The sequence below is a fragment of the Pectobacterium nicotianae genome (assembly GCF_023272715.1).
GTDB lineage: Bacteria > Pseudomonadota > Gammaproteobacteria > Enterobacterales > Enterobacteriaceae > Pectobacterium > Pectobacterium brasiliense.
Genome location: NZ_CP096821.1, coordinates 4,720,608 through 4,735,301 on the forward strand (window position 1 = coordinate 4,720,608; position 14,694 = coordinate 4,735,301).

The 14,694-nt window shown below is 50.7% G+C and carries 16 protein-coding genes; 5 read left to right on the top strand and 11 right to left on the bottom strand.

Translation table 11 applies throughout. The annotated features are described in order from the left end of the window. Positions 1 to 151 precede the first annotated feature (151 nt). Complete coding sequence (locus MYB54_RS21020) at positions 152 to 631, bottom strand: Hcp family type VI secretion system effector (protein WP_039550285.1); 480 nt, start codon at positions 629 to 631, stop codon at positions 152 to 154. A 709-nt stretch (positions 632 to 1,340) separates the two neighbouring features. Between MYB54_RS21020 and MYB54_RS21030 the strand changes: the two genes are divergently transcribed. After that, a complete protein-coding gene (locus MYB54_RS21030; protein WP_014913731.1) occupies positions 1,341 to 1,643 on the top strand; it encodes a hypothetical protein in 303 nt (100 codons plus the stop codon). Positions 1,644 to 1,786: 143 nt separating this feature from the next. Here MYB54_RS21030 and MYB54_RS21035 read toward each other — a convergent pair whose 3' ends face one another. Continuing rightward, positions 1,787 to 3,037: a type II toxin-antitoxin system HipA family toxin gene (locus tag MYB54_RS21035; RefSeq protein WP_014913730.1), complete on the bottom strand. Its 1,251-nt coding sequence runs from the start codon at positions 3,035 to 3,037 to the stop codon at positions 1,787 to 1,789. Next, positions 3,034 to 3,342 carry a hypothetical protein gene (locus MYB54_RS21040; RefSeq protein ID WP_043901785.1) on the bottom strand — a complete coding sequence of 103 codons (309 nt, stop codon included), beginning with the start codon at positions 3,340 to 3,342 and terminating at the stop codon, positions 3,034 to 3,036. The genes MYB54_RS21035 and MYB54_RS21040 overlap by 4 nt, the downstream gene beginning before the upstream one ends. Positions 3,343 to 3,638: 296 nt before the next feature. Between MYB54_RS21040 and MYB54_RS21045 the strand changes: the two genes are divergently transcribed. Together MYB54_RS21045 and MYB54_RS21050 are read left to right on the top strand one after the other, a co-directional pair. Beyond that, the gene (locus MYB54_RS21045) at positions 3,639 to 3,866 is read left to right on the top strand and encodes a hypothetical protein (RefSeq protein ID WP_014913728.1); all 228 of its coding nucleotides are present in this window, start codon (positions 3,639 to 3,641) and stop codon (positions 3,864 to 3,866) included. A gap of 91 nt (positions 3,867 to 3,957) precedes the next feature. After that, positions 3,958 to 4,515, top strand: coding sequence for a hypothetical protein (locus tag MYB54_RS21050; RefSeq protein WP_014913727.1), 558 nt, complete (start codon positions 3,958 to 3,960; stop codon positions 4,513 to 4,515). A 42-nt stretch (positions 4,516 to 4,557) separates the two neighbouring features. Here the strand turns inward: MYB54_RS21050 and MYB54_RS21055 are convergent, their stop codons facing one another. Continuing rightward, positions 4,558 to 5,103: a hypothetical protein gene (locus MYB54_RS21055; protein WP_014913726.1), complete on the bottom strand. Its 546-nt coding sequence runs from the start codon at positions 5,101 to 5,103 to the stop codon at positions 4,558 to 4,560. 113 nt (positions 5,104 to 5,216) lie between these two features. Between MYB54_RS21055 and MYB54_RS21060 the strand changes: the two genes are divergently transcribed. Continuing rightward, a complete protein-coding gene (locus MYB54_RS21060) occupies positions 5,217 to 5,603 on the top strand; it encodes a hypothetical protein (protein ID WP_187290682.1) in 387 nt (128 codons plus the stop codon). A 10-nt stretch (positions 5,604 to 5,613) separates the two neighbouring features. Continuing rightward, on the top strand, positions 5,614 to 5,997 hold the full coding sequence (locus MYB54_RS21065) for a DUF596 domain-containing protein (RefSeq protein ID WP_014913724.1): 384 nt from the start codon (positions 5,614 to 5,616) through the stop codon (positions 5,995 to 5,997). 66 nt (positions 5,998 to 6,063) lie between these two features. Here the strand turns inward: MYB54_RS21065 and MYB54_RS21070 are convergent, their stop codons facing one another. The 7 genes from MYB54_RS21070 to MYB54_RS21100 all read right to left on the bottom strand — a co-directional run bounded on the left by MYB54_RS21070 (position 6,064) and on the right by MYB54_RS21100 (position 14,692). After that, on the bottom strand, positions 6,064 to 7,233 hold the full coding sequence (locus tag MYB54_RS21070) for an AI-2E family transporter (RefSeq protein ID WP_248721317.1): 1,170 nt from the start codon (positions 7,231 to 7,233) through the stop codon (positions 6,064 to 6,066). 145 nt (positions 7,234 to 7,378) lie between these two features. Then, the gene (lldD, locus tag MYB54_RS21075) at positions 7,379 to 8,539 is read right to left on the bottom strand and encodes an FMN-dependent L-lactate dehydrogenase LldD (RefSeq protein WP_039285051.1); all 1,161 of its coding nucleotides are present in this window, start codon (positions 8,537 to 8,539) and stop codon (positions 7,379 to 7,381) included. Between the two features lie 89 nt (positions 8,540 to 8,628). After that, the gene (aldA, locus tag MYB54_RS21080) at positions 8,629 to 10,068 is read right to left on the bottom strand and encodes an aldehyde dehydrogenase (RefSeq protein ID WP_080164195.1); all 1,440 of its coding nucleotides are present in this window, start codon (positions 10,066 to 10,068) and stop codon (positions 8,629 to 8,631) included. Positions 10,069 to 10,352: 284 nt separating this feature from the next. Then, positions 10,353 to 11,282 carry a lysozyme inhibitor LprI family protein gene (locus MYB54_RS21085; protein ID WP_248721318.1) on the bottom strand — a complete coding sequence of 310 codons (930 nt, stop codon included), beginning with the start codon at positions 11,280 to 11,282 and terminating at the stop codon, positions 10,353 to 10,355. A 56-nt stretch (positions 11,283 to 11,338) separates the two neighbouring features. Further along, on the bottom strand, positions 11,339 to 12,436 hold the full coding sequence (locus MYB54_RS21090; RefSeq protein WP_040035616.1) for a fatty acid desaturase family protein: 1,098 nt from the start codon (positions 12,434 to 12,436) through the stop codon (positions 11,339 to 11,341). Continuing rightward, complete coding sequence (locus MYB54_RS21095; RefSeq protein WP_248721319.1) at positions 12,436 to 13,575, bottom strand: fatty acid desaturase family protein; 1,140 nt, start codon at positions 13,573 to 13,575, stop codon at positions 12,436 to 12,438. The genes MYB54_RS21090 and MYB54_RS21095 overlap by 1 nt, the downstream gene beginning before the upstream one ends. Then, a complete protein-coding gene (locus MYB54_RS21100) occupies positions 13,568 to 14,692 on the bottom strand; it encodes a sterol desaturase family protein (RefSeq protein ID WP_248721320.1) in 1,125 nt (374 codons plus the stop codon). Before MYB54_RS21100 ends, MYB54_RS21095 begins: the two co-directional genes overlap by 8 nt. Between the last annotated feature and the right edge of the window lie 2 nt (positions 14,693 to 14,694).

Below are 14,694 nucleotides of genomic sequence, written 5' to 3' on the forward strand. Positions count from 1 at the left end.
CATAGCATTATGGCTTTTTTATGTCTCGTTTATTCCAGAACACTGGATGAAACTGATGTTGCTTTCAATTGCTATAATCGTATTTATCAACATCAAATATGGCTCAAAAAAAATCAGGCCGAAAGTAGATCGGCCTTTAACTTTAATATTATCAATAGGCTACATTCTGCCAAAGCATGTATGCACTTGTTCTCGCAATAACATGCTCCCATTCAATAGAAGCAAATTTGAATGATACGCTTTCCTGTGGCTGAACTTCATTATGTGTCAGTGAGTTAGGATAGAAAAAACGGATATTGCTGATAAGTGCATCCCGAAGTTTCATCTTAAAATAAAGTTCATTTCCACCAGATTGAGCCGTTCTATAGAAAGAAAAAACGCACTCCAGTTTTTCCTTATCATTGATTGCCTGAGCGAAAAGTGGTGTAGCTTTATCAATTGGTTTTCTGATTTCTACAGGAAGAAGAGAAATATTTTCTTCCCGACTAATGTTATTCACCAACTCATAAACAAAAATTTCATTCTCATGTGCGGATTGATACTTGTTCCCAATAGAATCCAGCGATGAACATCCTGCTGATATCAGTCCCTGCTTTTCCCCGGTAACGCTAAGATAAATAAGATTGGACATTATGCCTCCATACAAAAAATCCCATTCTACGACACAGATCCGTAGTATCTACTGCATGGATATAATACGCTCTCAGGTAAGCATTTAAAATAAAAAACCGTTATTTCGTGTAGTTTTTGAATAGAAAAAATAATTAAGCATGTCGCTTAAAGGGTACCCTTTACAACAAAGGCTATTATCATCGGCAACCGTTCTTCCTGACGTTTTCTGAAGCTCTCATCAGCTTGTTAGCGTCATACTTCTTTTTTCATGGGTATAAGCTCGCTCTGTTTTTCCACCATGATTGATAATGAAACTGATAATGGAAAGAAAAAATTTATTCAGCCGATATTTATCTATCAAAATCACCACTGATTTTTTCAATATGGAAAAAGTAGGAAAGAAGCAGAAAACTCAGCACTACCTAACGATTTGAAAATGTCAGGTTTTCTATGTCTTTCTGGTATTTAATATAAAATCCGCACAAAAAATATAAAACTGCTCAGTGATTTCTTTTTCTGAGAAACCATATTCATAAAATTTATCAACGAACCTGTCTAGTTCAATATTAATATTCATTCCACCCTATTCCGCTGACTTCCACAACGCCCTGTTTTCAGTGCATTTTTAATTTCTATGACTACCAAGTGAATGGCTACGAAACTCGTAGTATCTGAACCCGTAAAAAGCATCGACAATTGGCGGTACTGACTTTCAAGGAGGATCGCCAATGATCACGATAAATACTGCCGCAGCCGAGAGTTCCATTACCATTTTCCGAGGCCTAATCGCTTCGTTACCCGTTAAGCACCTTAGTCGTGCTCAACGTGACGATCTCAGCGCAATCGCCGCAGAGTCGGTAGAAGGGCTATGCCACGGTTTACAATATGTTAGCGAATCGCTGACCGAAGAAACCACCACAGAAAATCTTCAACACCTCAGCGCCTATTTCAACACCTGCGCGCATTTGATTCCGGCATTGCTGGTAATCAGTGAACAAGCCACATCAACTCACACTGTAAACCCCACCTAAAACTGTCCCTATCCGAGCCCAGTAAGGACAAATTTCTGATGAACCGTCCTTATTGGCTGGCGTTTTGTCCTTATTACCCCGCAATATAGAGACGCTGCCCGTCATGTTGTCCTTATAGAAACATGCCAATAAACCGACCCGCGCTACACATTAAACGCCTCTTTTTTGGCAAGTTGCTCGCTGCGGTTGATACCTAGCTGGTTTGCGACAGTTTGCCAGCCTTTCACTGCGCCAAGTACCTCATCATAGATACGGGTTGCGTCCTCGCGGCTTAAGCGGAAGAAATCGATCACCTCGAAGGCCAGTGCATAGTCTAGTTCGTTAGCGGTATCGGTGATGTTGAGATGTAAGCCATGTTTACCCACTATCGGGTTCAAATCGTATGCCGGAGATAACTTCCAGCCTTTATCAGTGAGCAAAAAACCATGATTTCTGAGGTGATCATCCGTGTTGGATACCGCAATATTAAACACGATTCTTCGCCATAGCTGGGCAAGGTCGACTTTGGTTTGCGCACCGCTATTACTTAAAAATTCTGCGATTTCCAGATAGCTGGCACCGTCGGATTGCTCGCCGTCATAATATTGTAGTTGCGTCATGGCCGATGAGAAATGAATCCGTTTATCACCCACGCGGTCAAAACGTTTAGTCAGGAAAGTGTGATATTCAGAAGAAAATTTGCGTATTTCACTCGGAAACATATCGACACCCGCAGCCAGCGCAAGCTGGTAACACACCATTTCCCAGGCACCTACATCAAATGTATCGTTCTGATTGGGGAATTTGGCAATCCACAGATGACCGTCTGCATCGGTCACACACGCTTTGGGTCTGGCACCACCCAGTGATGATCCCGGAGAAATCAGCATCTTGAGCCAGCGGTAATAATCATCGCTGTCGATGTTGTCATCCCGCTCAATATGCATGGCTGCATGTTCCAACTCACGCAGCGACGCCATCGGTGGCGCGGAAAATTCGGTGTTATTGTCTAAAAAATCTTGCGATTCAGCCAGCTTAAAGCGAATACCGCCCATTCGATAGGAATCGTGAACACCCAGAAGATAATCCAACTCCGTCAGTTTCGTGGTCGCTCGCAGGCCTTTTCGATATTCAATTGCAGCACGTCGCTGCATCAAAATGCGTCCCCAGCGATCGGGAGAGGAATCCAGAAAGGCACGGAAATTTTTATCCGCCAAATCGTTATAGAGCTCCCCACCGTGCAACGCCAATAAGGGATCGATCTGCAAACGATAGCCGGATGTCAAAAAGTGTTTGTCATAAGCGAAGCTGAACACACCGCCACGACTGGTTTCTGCAAACGTCAAATGCCCCACCAACAAAGGAGTATCAATCGGCATCCAGGACGCATACACCTCAACGATGGACCGGCTCATTTCGTGCCCTCCAACAGTTTGATGTTCTGTAACTTAATGCCCACTTCATCGCGCGCTGCAAGTTTGGCAAAGTTCTCTTCCATACCCAGTACGGCCATGACCTTTAGATAAGTCCCAATCGCCACTCCCGGATCGCCAGAGAACACTTTATTAACGGTTTTGGTATCAAATCCCGTACGGTCGCAGACCATTTTTTTAGTGAATCCACGACGTTTGACGGCAAGCAGTAAATCCTCACCAAACGTGGTCAATATCTTACGTTGCCTTGGAAACAGCACCCTATACATGTCTCGCTTGGCCATCATCTACCTCACATAAAAATAGGACTATATTCCCAGTATTGATTTATTAATGGGAATATAGTCCCACATTGTCAGGTAATCAATGTAGAAAAGAGCAAAAATTAAACAACATGGGACTATATTCCCACTTTTACCAGTATTATGGGAATACTGTCCCATCTTTCTCAACCGAATGGATGCGACGCCAAAACCAGCCTACATTCTCATCCGTCAGATGATTGACCAATTTTTCCACCATCAGTAGGCTCATTCATAAAATCGGCTTTTTTGAAAGTTCGGCTCAATGCTTCGGAGGATTAATGGAAAAGGTGAACCATCATGAGGGGAAACCATATTTATCTAAAATGATCAATCGGTTAACTGAGGCGAGTGAGGACCATCTGATCGTCCACAGCACTATCGTTTCTCCTCCCGTTATCGAGCAAGTACCACGCATTGGTTTCATGAAGGGACAGGTTTCAGCCCCAGCTCATTTTAATGATTTGAATAAAGACGAAACTATCGACATGTTCAATGGAAAATTATGATGGTTATCAACAATGTCGATGCCAAAAACCGCCACTGAACACCATCTCAGGAACATCTTCACCAGTAACAAAACAGGGAAAAACAACCGACATGCGTTATCTCGTCCTCCCCTTCATCCTTCTTGCCCTGACCGGCTGTCAGGCGCTCACCACCTTCGATAAATACGCCACAATGCGCCTTTATGAAGTCTATGAAGCCGAGAACCTTTCTGCCTGTGATTACAAACCGCAGTTTCGTGACTGCACCGTGGATAAGCGATCTTTTAACGTCAGAATTACTGACGATAAGAGCAAAATTGCGTTAGTAGTAGGAAAGCGCTATGCCTATTTCGGCTTCACGCGTGATGATTTTGCCCGTCAGACACAGCCGCTGCGTGATTTCCTGATTTGGGCAGAAGATCCGAACGCGAAAGATAAACAGATCAAGCAATTACGTAAGGCCGGAAACGTTGGCGGAAGCCTGTTTTACAACACCGAGGTAGAATATCAGTTCGATTACCTGCACACGCGTGCGGATGTTCCGCTGCTCGTCGTTAAACCTCATGAAAACGCGGATTCTTACGGCCTGACCGTCGAAGAAGTGAAAAACCTGCTGTCGGTGATGGATGCCTGGTATGCCGGCACGTTTTCTGGGAAACAGTTAACGTAAGTTCGGTGAGACGGCCAGACAGCGTCACTGTCTGGCCAAGCATTAAAATTTCTGCATTCTGGAAGAGAATTGGCCGCAGTTTTTCAGCATCAAATCTTTGACCGGTCGGCGGTCGTAGTAGCCTTTTTCAGTCTTGAATACTTCATAGACTTCGAGGCGGCGTGGCGAATAAGGTCCGGCAAATGCGCCAGTGACGTAATAGTAATTCCCGACCACAGGTTTAAACGTGACGGTACTAAATCCACCATTAGCAGCAATCATTCTTACCGCAATATTGTGTTGCGCGCTGACCCAAAACTCACGAATCATCGTTGGCGTTTCTGGGATTTCAGGGAAGCCGAGTTCTTTATTATTGAGCTTAGTTTGGAACCCAAACGCATTATTGGTATAGCCATTTTCTGGTGCATCAATATTAATACATCTGTCGGTCGTCGGATAAACGCGAACATAGTCGAGATTGCGGTTATCGAACGTCATACCGACGCGGTCAGCGCCCTGATAATCCTCCAGTTTATGGCTATAAGTCGCAACCGAACATCCACTGACGAATACCGCACTTATTCCTATCAGAAGCATTTTCCCAAACATAACCATCCCTTACCTTTATAAAATCAGAACATCCTGATTATTTTACGTCGTTTTTTATTCGAAAATTTATCCTGTATTACCTCACCTTAAACACTAATGATAAACGAGGCAACGTGGCAATTTCTCTCTATTACACCGCACGACGTAAAAAATCCCTGAGCCCAAAAGAGATATCTGCCGTGAAGGAGATTGTCCAACGCCATTCCGTTAATGAACACATTGAGAAATATCTGACGACCGGCGACGGCATAAACTGGGAATCATTTAATTTCACCCTCAACGCGAAAATCGGTAACGTTTTCAGAAAAGGCATCGTGTTCTCAGGCTCGACCAAACTCCCCGATAGCAATGAAGAAGCCACTTGGATTGGCGTACAACACTGGTGCCAGTGTTTATCCGAAATCCGCACCGCCCTGACACACTGTGAATGGCACGTCGTGGTCGACGATCACAGCATACCGTGGGACGCCGAGGCAAAGGCTTACGACCCAACGCGCTGAGCCAGCGAGCATGCTGAAGAGAGAAGCGAATATGGACGACAACGACATTTACGATGCTGTTGCGACTAGCGCATACGGGCTGTCGATGGGCGCGATATGGCAACATATCGCGGTGGAGTGTCGGGTCACTCCCAGAACCTACGCCCAGCGTCAGGCGCTGTTTTTTACGTTGCTGGAACGGCTCATCGCGGAAGGCAGAATCAGGCTTGCCAGTCAGGGAGACTGTCTGCAAGGCGACCCAAAGCATCAGGTCGACCAACTCCGCCATGCCTTTCCATCTGAAATGTCCGATGATGAATTGGATGATGTCGACGAATTTGGCCTGTGGTTCTTCGCCAAAGCGCCCGCAGGCGTCGTGTGGATTACGCCCGAGGGGCAAGAGAGTTGGACGTAAGAGGAATCAGCCAAACCAGTACCAATTCCTCTCACTCATGATCAGATATCATTACTCGCAGCGAACTTACTCCGTGGTCTTACGTTCAGCCTCCTGACCCTCTAGCGCCTCATCCTGTTCCGGCTTCGCCACACTCGGATGCTGGCGACCTTCCTCGATAAAATCTTCGTCGATGCCTTCAATATTCTCCTGATTATCGCGACCAGAGAGGATGTTCCAACAGGCGATGAACAGCGCAGCAATCAGCGGGCCAATCACAAAACCATTAATACCATAGATTTCCATGCCGCCCAGCGTGGCGATCAGAATCAGGTAATCCGGCATTTTAGTGTCTTTCCCCACCAGCAGCGGGCGCAGGATGTTATCCACCAGCCCAATCACCAGCACGAAGAACGCGACAATGAAAACGGCCTGCCAGAGCATGTCCGTCGCGAACAGGAAGATGGCCGCCGGTACCCAGATAATCGCTGAACCCACAGCGGGAATAAGCGACAGGAACGCCATCAGCGAGCCCCACAGCAGGCTGCCTTCTATTCCTGCAATGGAGAACGCAATACCGCCCAGCGTACCCTGCACAATCGCCACCACTACGGTGCCTTTCACGGTCGCCCGCGATACCGCGGCAAACTTCACCAGCAGGTGATGCTTAACATGGGTGGAAAGCGGTAGCGATTCCAGAATCAGGTTCACCAGATAGGCGCCGTCCTTCAGGAGGAAGAAAAGCAGATAGAGCATCACCCCAAAACCGATGAAGAAGGTGAATGTCCCTTTGCCGATCAGCAGCACGCTTCCCGCCAGATATTGCCCACCTTTCAGCACAACCTGAGAAAGCTCTTGCTGTATTTTGGCGGCGTTATCCAGATTGTGTTCCGCGAGGAAATGTCGCGCCCACTTCGGCAGATGCTGAATCAGCTCCGCCAGCACCACTGGGAATTGCGTATTGCTGTCCTGTAATCGGGTGTAAACCCCGTTAATTTCAACCACCAGCGAGGAAACAATGATCCCCAACGGAATGAAGACGAGCAGGAAGATGATCAGGACGGTCAGCAATGAAGCAACGCCGTTGCGATCGTTTAATTTTTGCCGAATTTTGCTTTTCAGCGGATGGAAGATAATGGCCAGCACCGCCGCCCATAAAATGGCGGAATAATACGGTGCCAGGATGTCAAAAAACGCCAGCGTGACGATAAATAAGATAAGGATGAAGAATCCCTTCGTAAGCCCTTTAATATTCACAACGATTTCCCCTTCGTTCAATCTGCCCTCGAAATATAGAACGAAGTGGGGCGTTTGCAATATAGGAAAAAGCCGTCGTCCGGTGAAATACCATCAGAAAGCGCGGCGAAGAGACGGTAAATGCCTCTCGCCGCATCATCCGTGCTTACAGGCCATCCAACCGCCGCTGGGTCGCCTGCACCAGTGAGTCCGTGGTGATGTCGGCAATGGATTTGGCACCCGTGAGCGTCATCGCCACACGCATCTCTTTTTCGATCAGGTTCAGCAGGTTAACCACACCCGCTTCGCCCGCTGCCGCTAGCGCGTAGACAAACGCGCGCCCAAGCATCACGCCGTCCGCGCCCAGCGCAATCATCCGCACCACGTCCAGCCCGGTACGAATACCGGAATCTGCCAGAATGGTGATATCACCTTTCACCGCATCAGCGATGGCAGGCAGCGCATGTGCCGTCGATAGCACTCCGTCCAGTTGTCGACCGCCGTGATTGGAGACCACGATGCCGTCTGCACCGAATTTCACGGCTTCTTTGGCATCTTCCGGGTCGAGGATGCCTTTGATGATCATCGGCCCTTTCCACATCTCGCGGATCCACGCCAAATCCTGCCACGAAATAGAGGAATCGAAATTCTCGGCCAGCCAGCCGATATAGTTCTCCAGCGTCGTCGGCGTGCCGCGATAGGCGGAGACATTCCCCAAGTCGTGTGGTTTACCGTTCAGGCCAACGTCCCATGCCCACTGTGGATGCACCATCGCCTGCAACACACGGCGTATAGCCGCATTCGGGCCGCTCATGCCGGAATGGGCATCGCGATAGCGCGCGCCCGGCGTCGGCATGTCCACGGTAAACACCAGCGTCTTGATCCCTGCCGCCTGCGCGCGTTCCAGCACGTTGCGCATAAAGCCACGGTCTTTTAACACGTAGAGCTGGAACCACAGCGGCCGATCGATAGTCGGTGCGACCTCCTCAATCGGGCAGACGGAGACGGTAGACAGCGTAAAGGGAATACCCTTCTGTGCCGCCGCACGGGCAGCCTGAACCTCGCCGCGTCGGGCGTACATCCCGGTCAGGCCAACGGGCGCCAGTACCACTGGCATCGCCAGCTTTTCGCCGAACAGCTGCGTTTCCAGACTCAGGTCAGAGACATTTTTCAGGATACGCTGACGCAGCGCGATATCCGCCAGATCGGCGGTATTACGCCTGAGCGTGTGCTCGCCATACGCACCGCCATCGGCGTAGTGGAAAAGAAACGGCGGCAGCTTACGCTGCGCCGCCGCTCGGTAGTCTGTTGAAGCAGAGATGATCATCGTCCTTTCCCATCCTTCTTCTTGTTGGTGTCATTCTTGCGGTCAATAGAATGACCGCGAATGAAATGACCTTTCTAGTGAAGCCACTTTTAGTGAAATTGAAGGTACGCGACATGCGTTTGCAGATATTCCTGCAAGCCGTGCTTGCCGTCCGCCCCACCCACACCGGATTTACGCCAGCCCGCATGGAAGCCCTGCATCGCCTCAAAGTTCTCACGGTTGATGTAGGTTTCACCGAACTTCAGCCCTTTCAGCGCCTTCATCGCGGTGTTGATATTTTGAGTATAGATCGACGACGTCAGGCCATATTCACTGTCGTTCGCCATCGCAATCGCCTCTTCCAATGTGTCGAAGGTCGCGACAGGCAGCACTGGGCCAAACACCTCTTCATGCATGATCGGCATATCCTGTTTGACGTCCACCAGCAGCGTAGGCGGATAGAAATAGCCCGTACCGCTTTCACGCTGGCCGCCGAGCAGCACTTTCGCGCCCTGCGATACCGCTTTCGCCACTTTGTCTTCCACACGCTGTAACGCCGCCGCGCTGATCAGTGGCCCCATATCCAGCGCTTTTTTCTCCGCCGTGTTACCAAAGGTCACCTGCTCCATCGCGGCTTTAATACGCGCGATAAAGTCGTCGTAAATGCCTTTCTGCACATAAACGCGCTCGGCGCAGTTACACACCTGCCCGCTGTTGATGACGCGGGAACTGACAATCGCTTTCACCGCCAGATCGAGATCGGCATCGTCCATTACGATAGCTGGGGCTTTGCCGCCCAGTTCCAGCGATACCTTCGTCACGTTCTGCGCCGCCGCCGTCATGGTCGCAATACCCGCCGCCACGCTGCCGGTCAGGCTGACCATGCCGACTTTCGGGTTAGCAGCCAGCTCTTGCCCTACCGTCGGGCCGTAGCCGGTAACAAAATTGATGACGCCTTTCGGCAAACCGATTTTGTGAATGATTTCGGCGAAAATCACCGCATTATTGGGTGTGATTTCGCTCGGTTTGATGACGATGGTATTACCGGTGATCAGCGCCGGCGCCGCTTTACGCGCAATCAGGAAGAAGGGGAAGTTCCACGGCAGAATACCGGTCGTGACGCCTATCGCTTTGCGGAAGACGAAGATATTTTCGTTCGGACGGTCGCTCTGAATGATCTCACCTTCGTAACGGCGCGCCCACTCCGCCATGTAATCCAGATAGTCGGCGGTGAACAGCACTTCCGTCTGCGCCAGACCGTGCGTTTTCCCACCTTCCGCAATGATGGTGTCGGTCAGTTCGGCTTCGCGCTCGCGGATACCGTCGGCAATTTTGTGTAACCAAACGCCACGTTCAACCGCAGGCAGCGCTTCCCAGCCCGGCTGTGCGGCTTCTGCCGCATCAATCGCTCTCTTCGCATCGTCAGCGGAGCCTTCCGGAATCTGTGAAATAACCTGCTCTGTGGCCGGATTCACCACATCAATCCACTTCCCGCTTCTGTTTTCAACAAACTCACCGTTGATGTACATACGTTTCTGGGTGATGCTCATGTCAGGCGTCTCCAAAGTAGGGTAAGGGAATACAACGCATAAACGAGTTGTTAACGAAACACGTTTTTTTTGTGAAGTTTTGCCATGCTGCGCGTTCTGCGCGGCATTTACCTTTTCATGGCTGCCATCTCAGTCTGGCACATGGCAAAAAAGTCATACTGAGCACGCCTGACGTAACACTTTTGCAAAGTATCGGAGAACGTTGGGGGAATAACGAGAGTGTGATGCAAGTGAGGCGGTGACAGACGCCAGCCGACAGCGTCTGTCTTTTGAGCAGGGGAATTTTACGGCTCGTCGATTTTCGCAATCTCTTCCTTCACCTGCCACTTGCCGCCCACCAGCTCACGGGTGGTGGCGACCATCGCCTGCTTCTCTTCGGAGTAGGCTTCTGTGGTTTCGACAATCAGGACAGGCTTATTATTCGCTATCTGATAGGTAGACCATTGGTGCCAGCAGCAGCCGCTTTTGGTAAACGTCGTGATGGTCTTACTCTTCTCATCAATCTCGAACAGGCCGAGGTTGGAACTGGCTAACTCGGTCAGCGGCGCGTTCTGGGTAAACTGCTGCTTTTCCACATCGAACAGGAACACATCGTAAGACGGCCCGCCGTAAGCGCCGTTATTACCATTGCGCAGCATAATATCCGCGTGGTGATCGAAGTTAGCGTCATCAATCACCAGCCCACTGTTGTTCTCACCATAAACCTCGACCAGATTCGCCGTCGCTTCGCCCTTCTTGTTCAGCTCGATGAACATATTTTCCATCGTGATACGCTGGAACAGGTCGCCGCGTCCTTTCTTAAAGATATCCAGCGTGCCGGAGCCTTCACAAGTTGAGTAAGAAGAGTCGATATCGCACGTCGCCACACTGAGCACAAAGTCCCACTGGTCTGATGCCTGTGTAATCAGGGAGATATTTTCACTACCGGACAGCGCCTGAATACGGGAAACCATCTCATTCCCCAGACAAACGTCATCCTTACAGCGGTCACGTTCGGCCAACCAGGCGCGCTGCTCCTGACGCGCCTGCGCTTTGTCCGTTTGTTTCACGTAACCCTGATAGGCCTTGTTCAATACCGCATCAAGCTGCTGTAGGCGGCTGCTGGCGCAAATCATTTTCTCGCTGTCTGTACTGGCCTTGCTGCAATCCATCGCCCAGACGGACGAGGCGAAAAGACACAGCAGGGATGAAACGGCCAGAGATAAATAACGCATAACGTATCGCTCCTTGAAAAATAAAAAACCTAACTAGCTGATAAAATGGGTAATGGTTATTTTTCGCTGCCATTTCCCATCTTTTTAAGAAAGCGCTGCTGCTCAACCAAAATCGCTTTCAACGTAATACATTGATAATCAATACCGTAATGCGGGGCGACGTCCGCAATAATTTTCGACAATGCGGGATAGTGCCGATGATTCCAGTTAGGGAAAATATGGTGGGTCAGGTGCATATTGAGCTGCCCTAGCCAATAACCAAGCCAGGCGGGACGGGTAGACCAATCCACCGTGGTAGAAAAGGTGTGCTGATAGCGCCCATGCCGGAATAAGCCGTCTTCCGGTGCCTGATAGAACGTCCCTTTTGCCCAATGCGACCCCAGAATCAGGACAACAAAAATCAGCGACGACAGCATCTGGCTCAGCAAATAAACCAGCAGCAGCGATCCAACGCTAATGATGGTCGGCGACAACAGCCAATAGGGGATCGCCAGCGCCAGCAGAGCATGCAACGCTTTTGATAACAGGAACACGCCCCAGCCCTTCACGCCCTGAAATGCCATATTGCGCGTCACCTGCGTTTTCCCCGCCCGATCGAGCCAGTCAAAAAACCAGATGATGCAGGGGAAGGTCAGCGACGCCACCATCGGCCAGTAGTAACGCTGGGCGCGCATAAAAAAGCGAAACCGATGATAGGGCGATTGCCGCAAAACGCCGTTCTCTTCGATATCCAAATCGTAGTGCTGCACGTTGACGTGCGCATGATGAAAAATCACATGCCGCACCCGCCAGCAGTCGGAATCCATGCCGAGCGGAATGCTGACGACGATATTGAGCAGGCGATTCGCCCACGGCAGCCGGAAAAAGACGTTATGCGAAGCGTCATGCACCACGTTCACCGCCAGAAACATGGCGGTAAAAATAAAGCCAAAGTAGCAGCCCGCAAAAGCCCACAGCGTCGTCTGCCAGAGGCTGAAACCATAAAACGTCAGACACAGCGCTACCAGAAACAGCATCTTGCCGATAAATCCGGCATTGGCGAAACGGTGGTCGCCCGTTTCTGCCAGATAGTCATTCGCGGCCTTCATCAACGCCCGATGCAACGCCAGATCGCGGCTTTGTTCATAGCGGAGCGGCTTTAGCGGTGCGGGCATCATGCTTCCTCCCTTCCCTGTTCCACGGCACGTTGCACAGTGCGCCGATCGTTACCTTCGCCCATCAATTTTAAAAACCGGCGCTGACTGGCCAGTAGCTCACGATAGGTAATACAGCGATAGTTCATGCCATGCTCGGCGGCCACGCGCCGTAAGATAGCGGCTAACGCAGGATAATGACGATGATGCCACCCCGGAAAAAGATGATGCGTCAGATGTAAGTGCAGCCCTCCCGTCCAGCGCTCAAGCCAGCGCGGCGTCGGCAGCCAGTCACAGGCGGTTGCAAAGTTGTGCTGATACCAGCCCTGAGGCATCGTTTCCGTATCGGTAACGGCATAGAATTCAGCCTCCGCCCAGTGCGTACCCAGCAGCAAAAAGACCACCAGCAACGAGGCCAACATCTGCCCCAACAAATAGCTTAACAGTACGATGTCTGGGCTAATGCCATGTGCCGTTCCTACCACGATGGGAATCACCAGTAGCAGCAGGACATGACCGACTTTACTGCCGATAAAAATCATCCATCCGCGGTAGCCTAACTGTACTGAACGGGCATTGACGGGGGTTTTACCCAAGCGATCGGCCCAGTCAAAAATCCAGGCGATATAAGGGAGCGAGAACGCGGCCACCAGCGGCCAGTAAAGATGCTGATAACGCATGTAGGGACGGTGGCGCTGAAAAGGCGTTTGGCGGAAAACCCCATTCTCTTCCGTATCCAGATCGTAATGTTCCACATTCGGATAGATGTGGTGGAAGTCCACATGACGCAAGCGCCAGTAATCGGGATCGATGCCTAACGGCAGCGTCACGATGCGCCCGACCACGCGATTCAGGGTTCGATTGCGGAAAAACGTATTATGGGAGGCGTCATGATTCACGATGATATTCAATAACATCGACAGCATGATGAAAGAGAAATAGCTCAGGAAGAACGCCCATGCCGTCTGCTGCATCAAACACAGGGCATAACAGGCAAGGCAGCATAAAAAGAGAATCCCGGCCTTCACAAACTGCCCGCTGTCGGCAAAGCGATGATCGTGATTAGCGCGGAGATAGGCCGACGTTTCCCGCTGTAATGCCCGATGGAAAGCCTGTTCGCCCTTGGCAGGATACGGTTTGGCGGGAAGCACACTAGACATTTTCAGGCTCCTCGGTCAGAGGGCGTCGGCCCCAGCCAACTGCCATCGCCAGCCCGTGCAGCGCCAGCATCAGCATCGCAATCTTCCAGTAAAGTGCTTCCCAGCCCAGATAGACAAGAAACACGGCAGGGAATAGCAGCACCACCGCTAGCCAAACATAAATACCCCAGCGCCGCCCTTCAGAAATCCCACCCAGCGCAACAGCGCCCACCACCAGCAGCAGGAAGAGCGCAGCCTGCGACAGATCGGCGGCATCATAGCCGTAGCCATACAGGTAGACGTATCCCACCACCAGCGCAAACAGCAGCATCGCCCCGGCAATCAACGCCATCGGCGTACAGTGAAATGTCGCCTGACGCGTACGACGCACCGACAGTTTCAGGTACGACAGAAAAGGCAGGTTACTGGCCCAAAACGGATTATTCGATGGCGTTTCTCTGCCTGCACCGTAGCGGAAAGGCGTGTCGGGAAGCTGCGGACAAAAACTGCCAAACAGCTTGTCCCAAAAAATGAAGGTGCCGCCGAAGTTCTTATCGGCGTACGCACGGTCGTTTACGTGGTGGACGCGATGGTGTGCGGGCGTCACCAGCACCTTTTCCAGCCAGCCCAGTTTGGGCGTCATCGCATTATGGTTAAAGAGCTGAACGCTGTAATGCAGGATGGAAACGGTGACGAACACGTACAGCGGAACGCCGAGCAGCGCCAGAATCAGGAAGAACGGAATCGAGGTCAGCGAGGAATACCAGGAGTTACGCACGCCCAACGACAGATTAAAATGTTCGCCCTGATGGTGAACCACATGCACCGCCCACAGCACGCCGAAGGTATGGTGCAGGCGGTGTAGCCAATAGAAACCGAAATCCCAGGCGAGTAGCGCGAACAGCCACATCAGCACCGGCGGCCAGGTTTCCACCCAGCCAAAACTGAAATGCGCCGCGACATAGCCATAGCAAAAAATTTCCACGCTGCGAAAAAGCCACAGCATGATATGCCCTGAATTCAGGTTGAACACCACGTCATGCCAGTTCACTTTCTCGCGCTGCATCCACTGTAGAGCCAGCGCTTCGCCAATCACCACAACCAGCATGAAAACAATGGGTAATGCTAAATCGATCATAA

Bases quoted from the DNA above. Each gene is read 5' to 3' on its own strand.
- MYB54_RS21020 (WP_039550285.1), bottom strand. From the start codon at position 631: ATGTCCAATCTTATTTATCTTAGCGTTACCGGGGAAAAGCAGGGACTG.
- MYB54_RS21030 (WP_014913731.1), top strand. From the start codon at position 1,341: ATGATCACGATAAATACTGCCGCAGCCGAGAGTTCCATTACCATTTTC.
- MYB54_RS21035 (WP_014913730.1), bottom strand. From the start codon at position 3,037: ATGAGCCGGTCCATCGTTGAGGTGTATGCGTCCTGGATGCCGATTGAT.
- MYB54_RS21040 (WP_043901785.1), bottom strand. From the start codon at position 3,342: ATGATGGCCAAGCGAGACATGTATAGGGTGCTGTTTCCAAGGCAACGT.
- MYB54_RS21045 (WP_014913728.1), top strand. From the start codon at position 3,639: ATGGAAAAGGTGAACCATCATGAGGGGAAACCATATTTATCTAAAATG.
- MYB54_RS21050 (WP_014913727.1), top strand. From the start codon at position 3,958: ATGCGTTATCTCGTCCTCCCCTTCATCCTTCTTGCCCTGACCGGCTGT.
- MYB54_RS21055 (WP_014913726.1), bottom strand. From the start codon at position 5,103: ATGTTTGGGAAAATGCTTCTGATAGGAATAAGTGCGGTATTCGTCAGT.
- MYB54_RS21065 (WP_014913724.1), top strand. From the start codon at position 5,614: ATGCTGAAGAGAGAAGCGAATATGGACGACAACGACATTTACGATGCT.
- lldD (WP_039285051.1), bottom strand. From the start codon at position 8,539: ATGATCATCTCTGCTTCAACAGACTACCGAGCGGCGGCGCAGCGTAAG.
- aldA (WP_080164195.1), bottom strand. From the start codon at position 10,068: ATGAGCATCACCCAGAAACGTATGTACATCAACGGTGAGTTTGTTGAA.
- MYB54_RS21085 (WP_248721318.1), bottom strand. From the start codon at position 11,282: ATGCGTTATTTATCTCTGGCCGTTTCATCCCTGCTGTGTCTTTTCGCC.
- MYB54_RS21090 (WP_040035616.1), bottom strand. From the start codon at position 12,436: ATGCCCGCACCGCTAAAGCCGCTCCGCTATGAACAAAGCCGCGATCTG.
- MYB54_RS21095 (WP_248721319.1), bottom strand. From the start codon at position 13,575: ATGTCTAGTGTGCTTCCCGCCAAACCGTATCCTGCCAAGGGCGAACAG.
- MYB54_RS21100 (WP_248721320.1), bottom strand. From the start codon at position 14,692: ATGATCGATTTAGCATTACCCATTGTTTTCATGCTGGTTGTGGTGATT.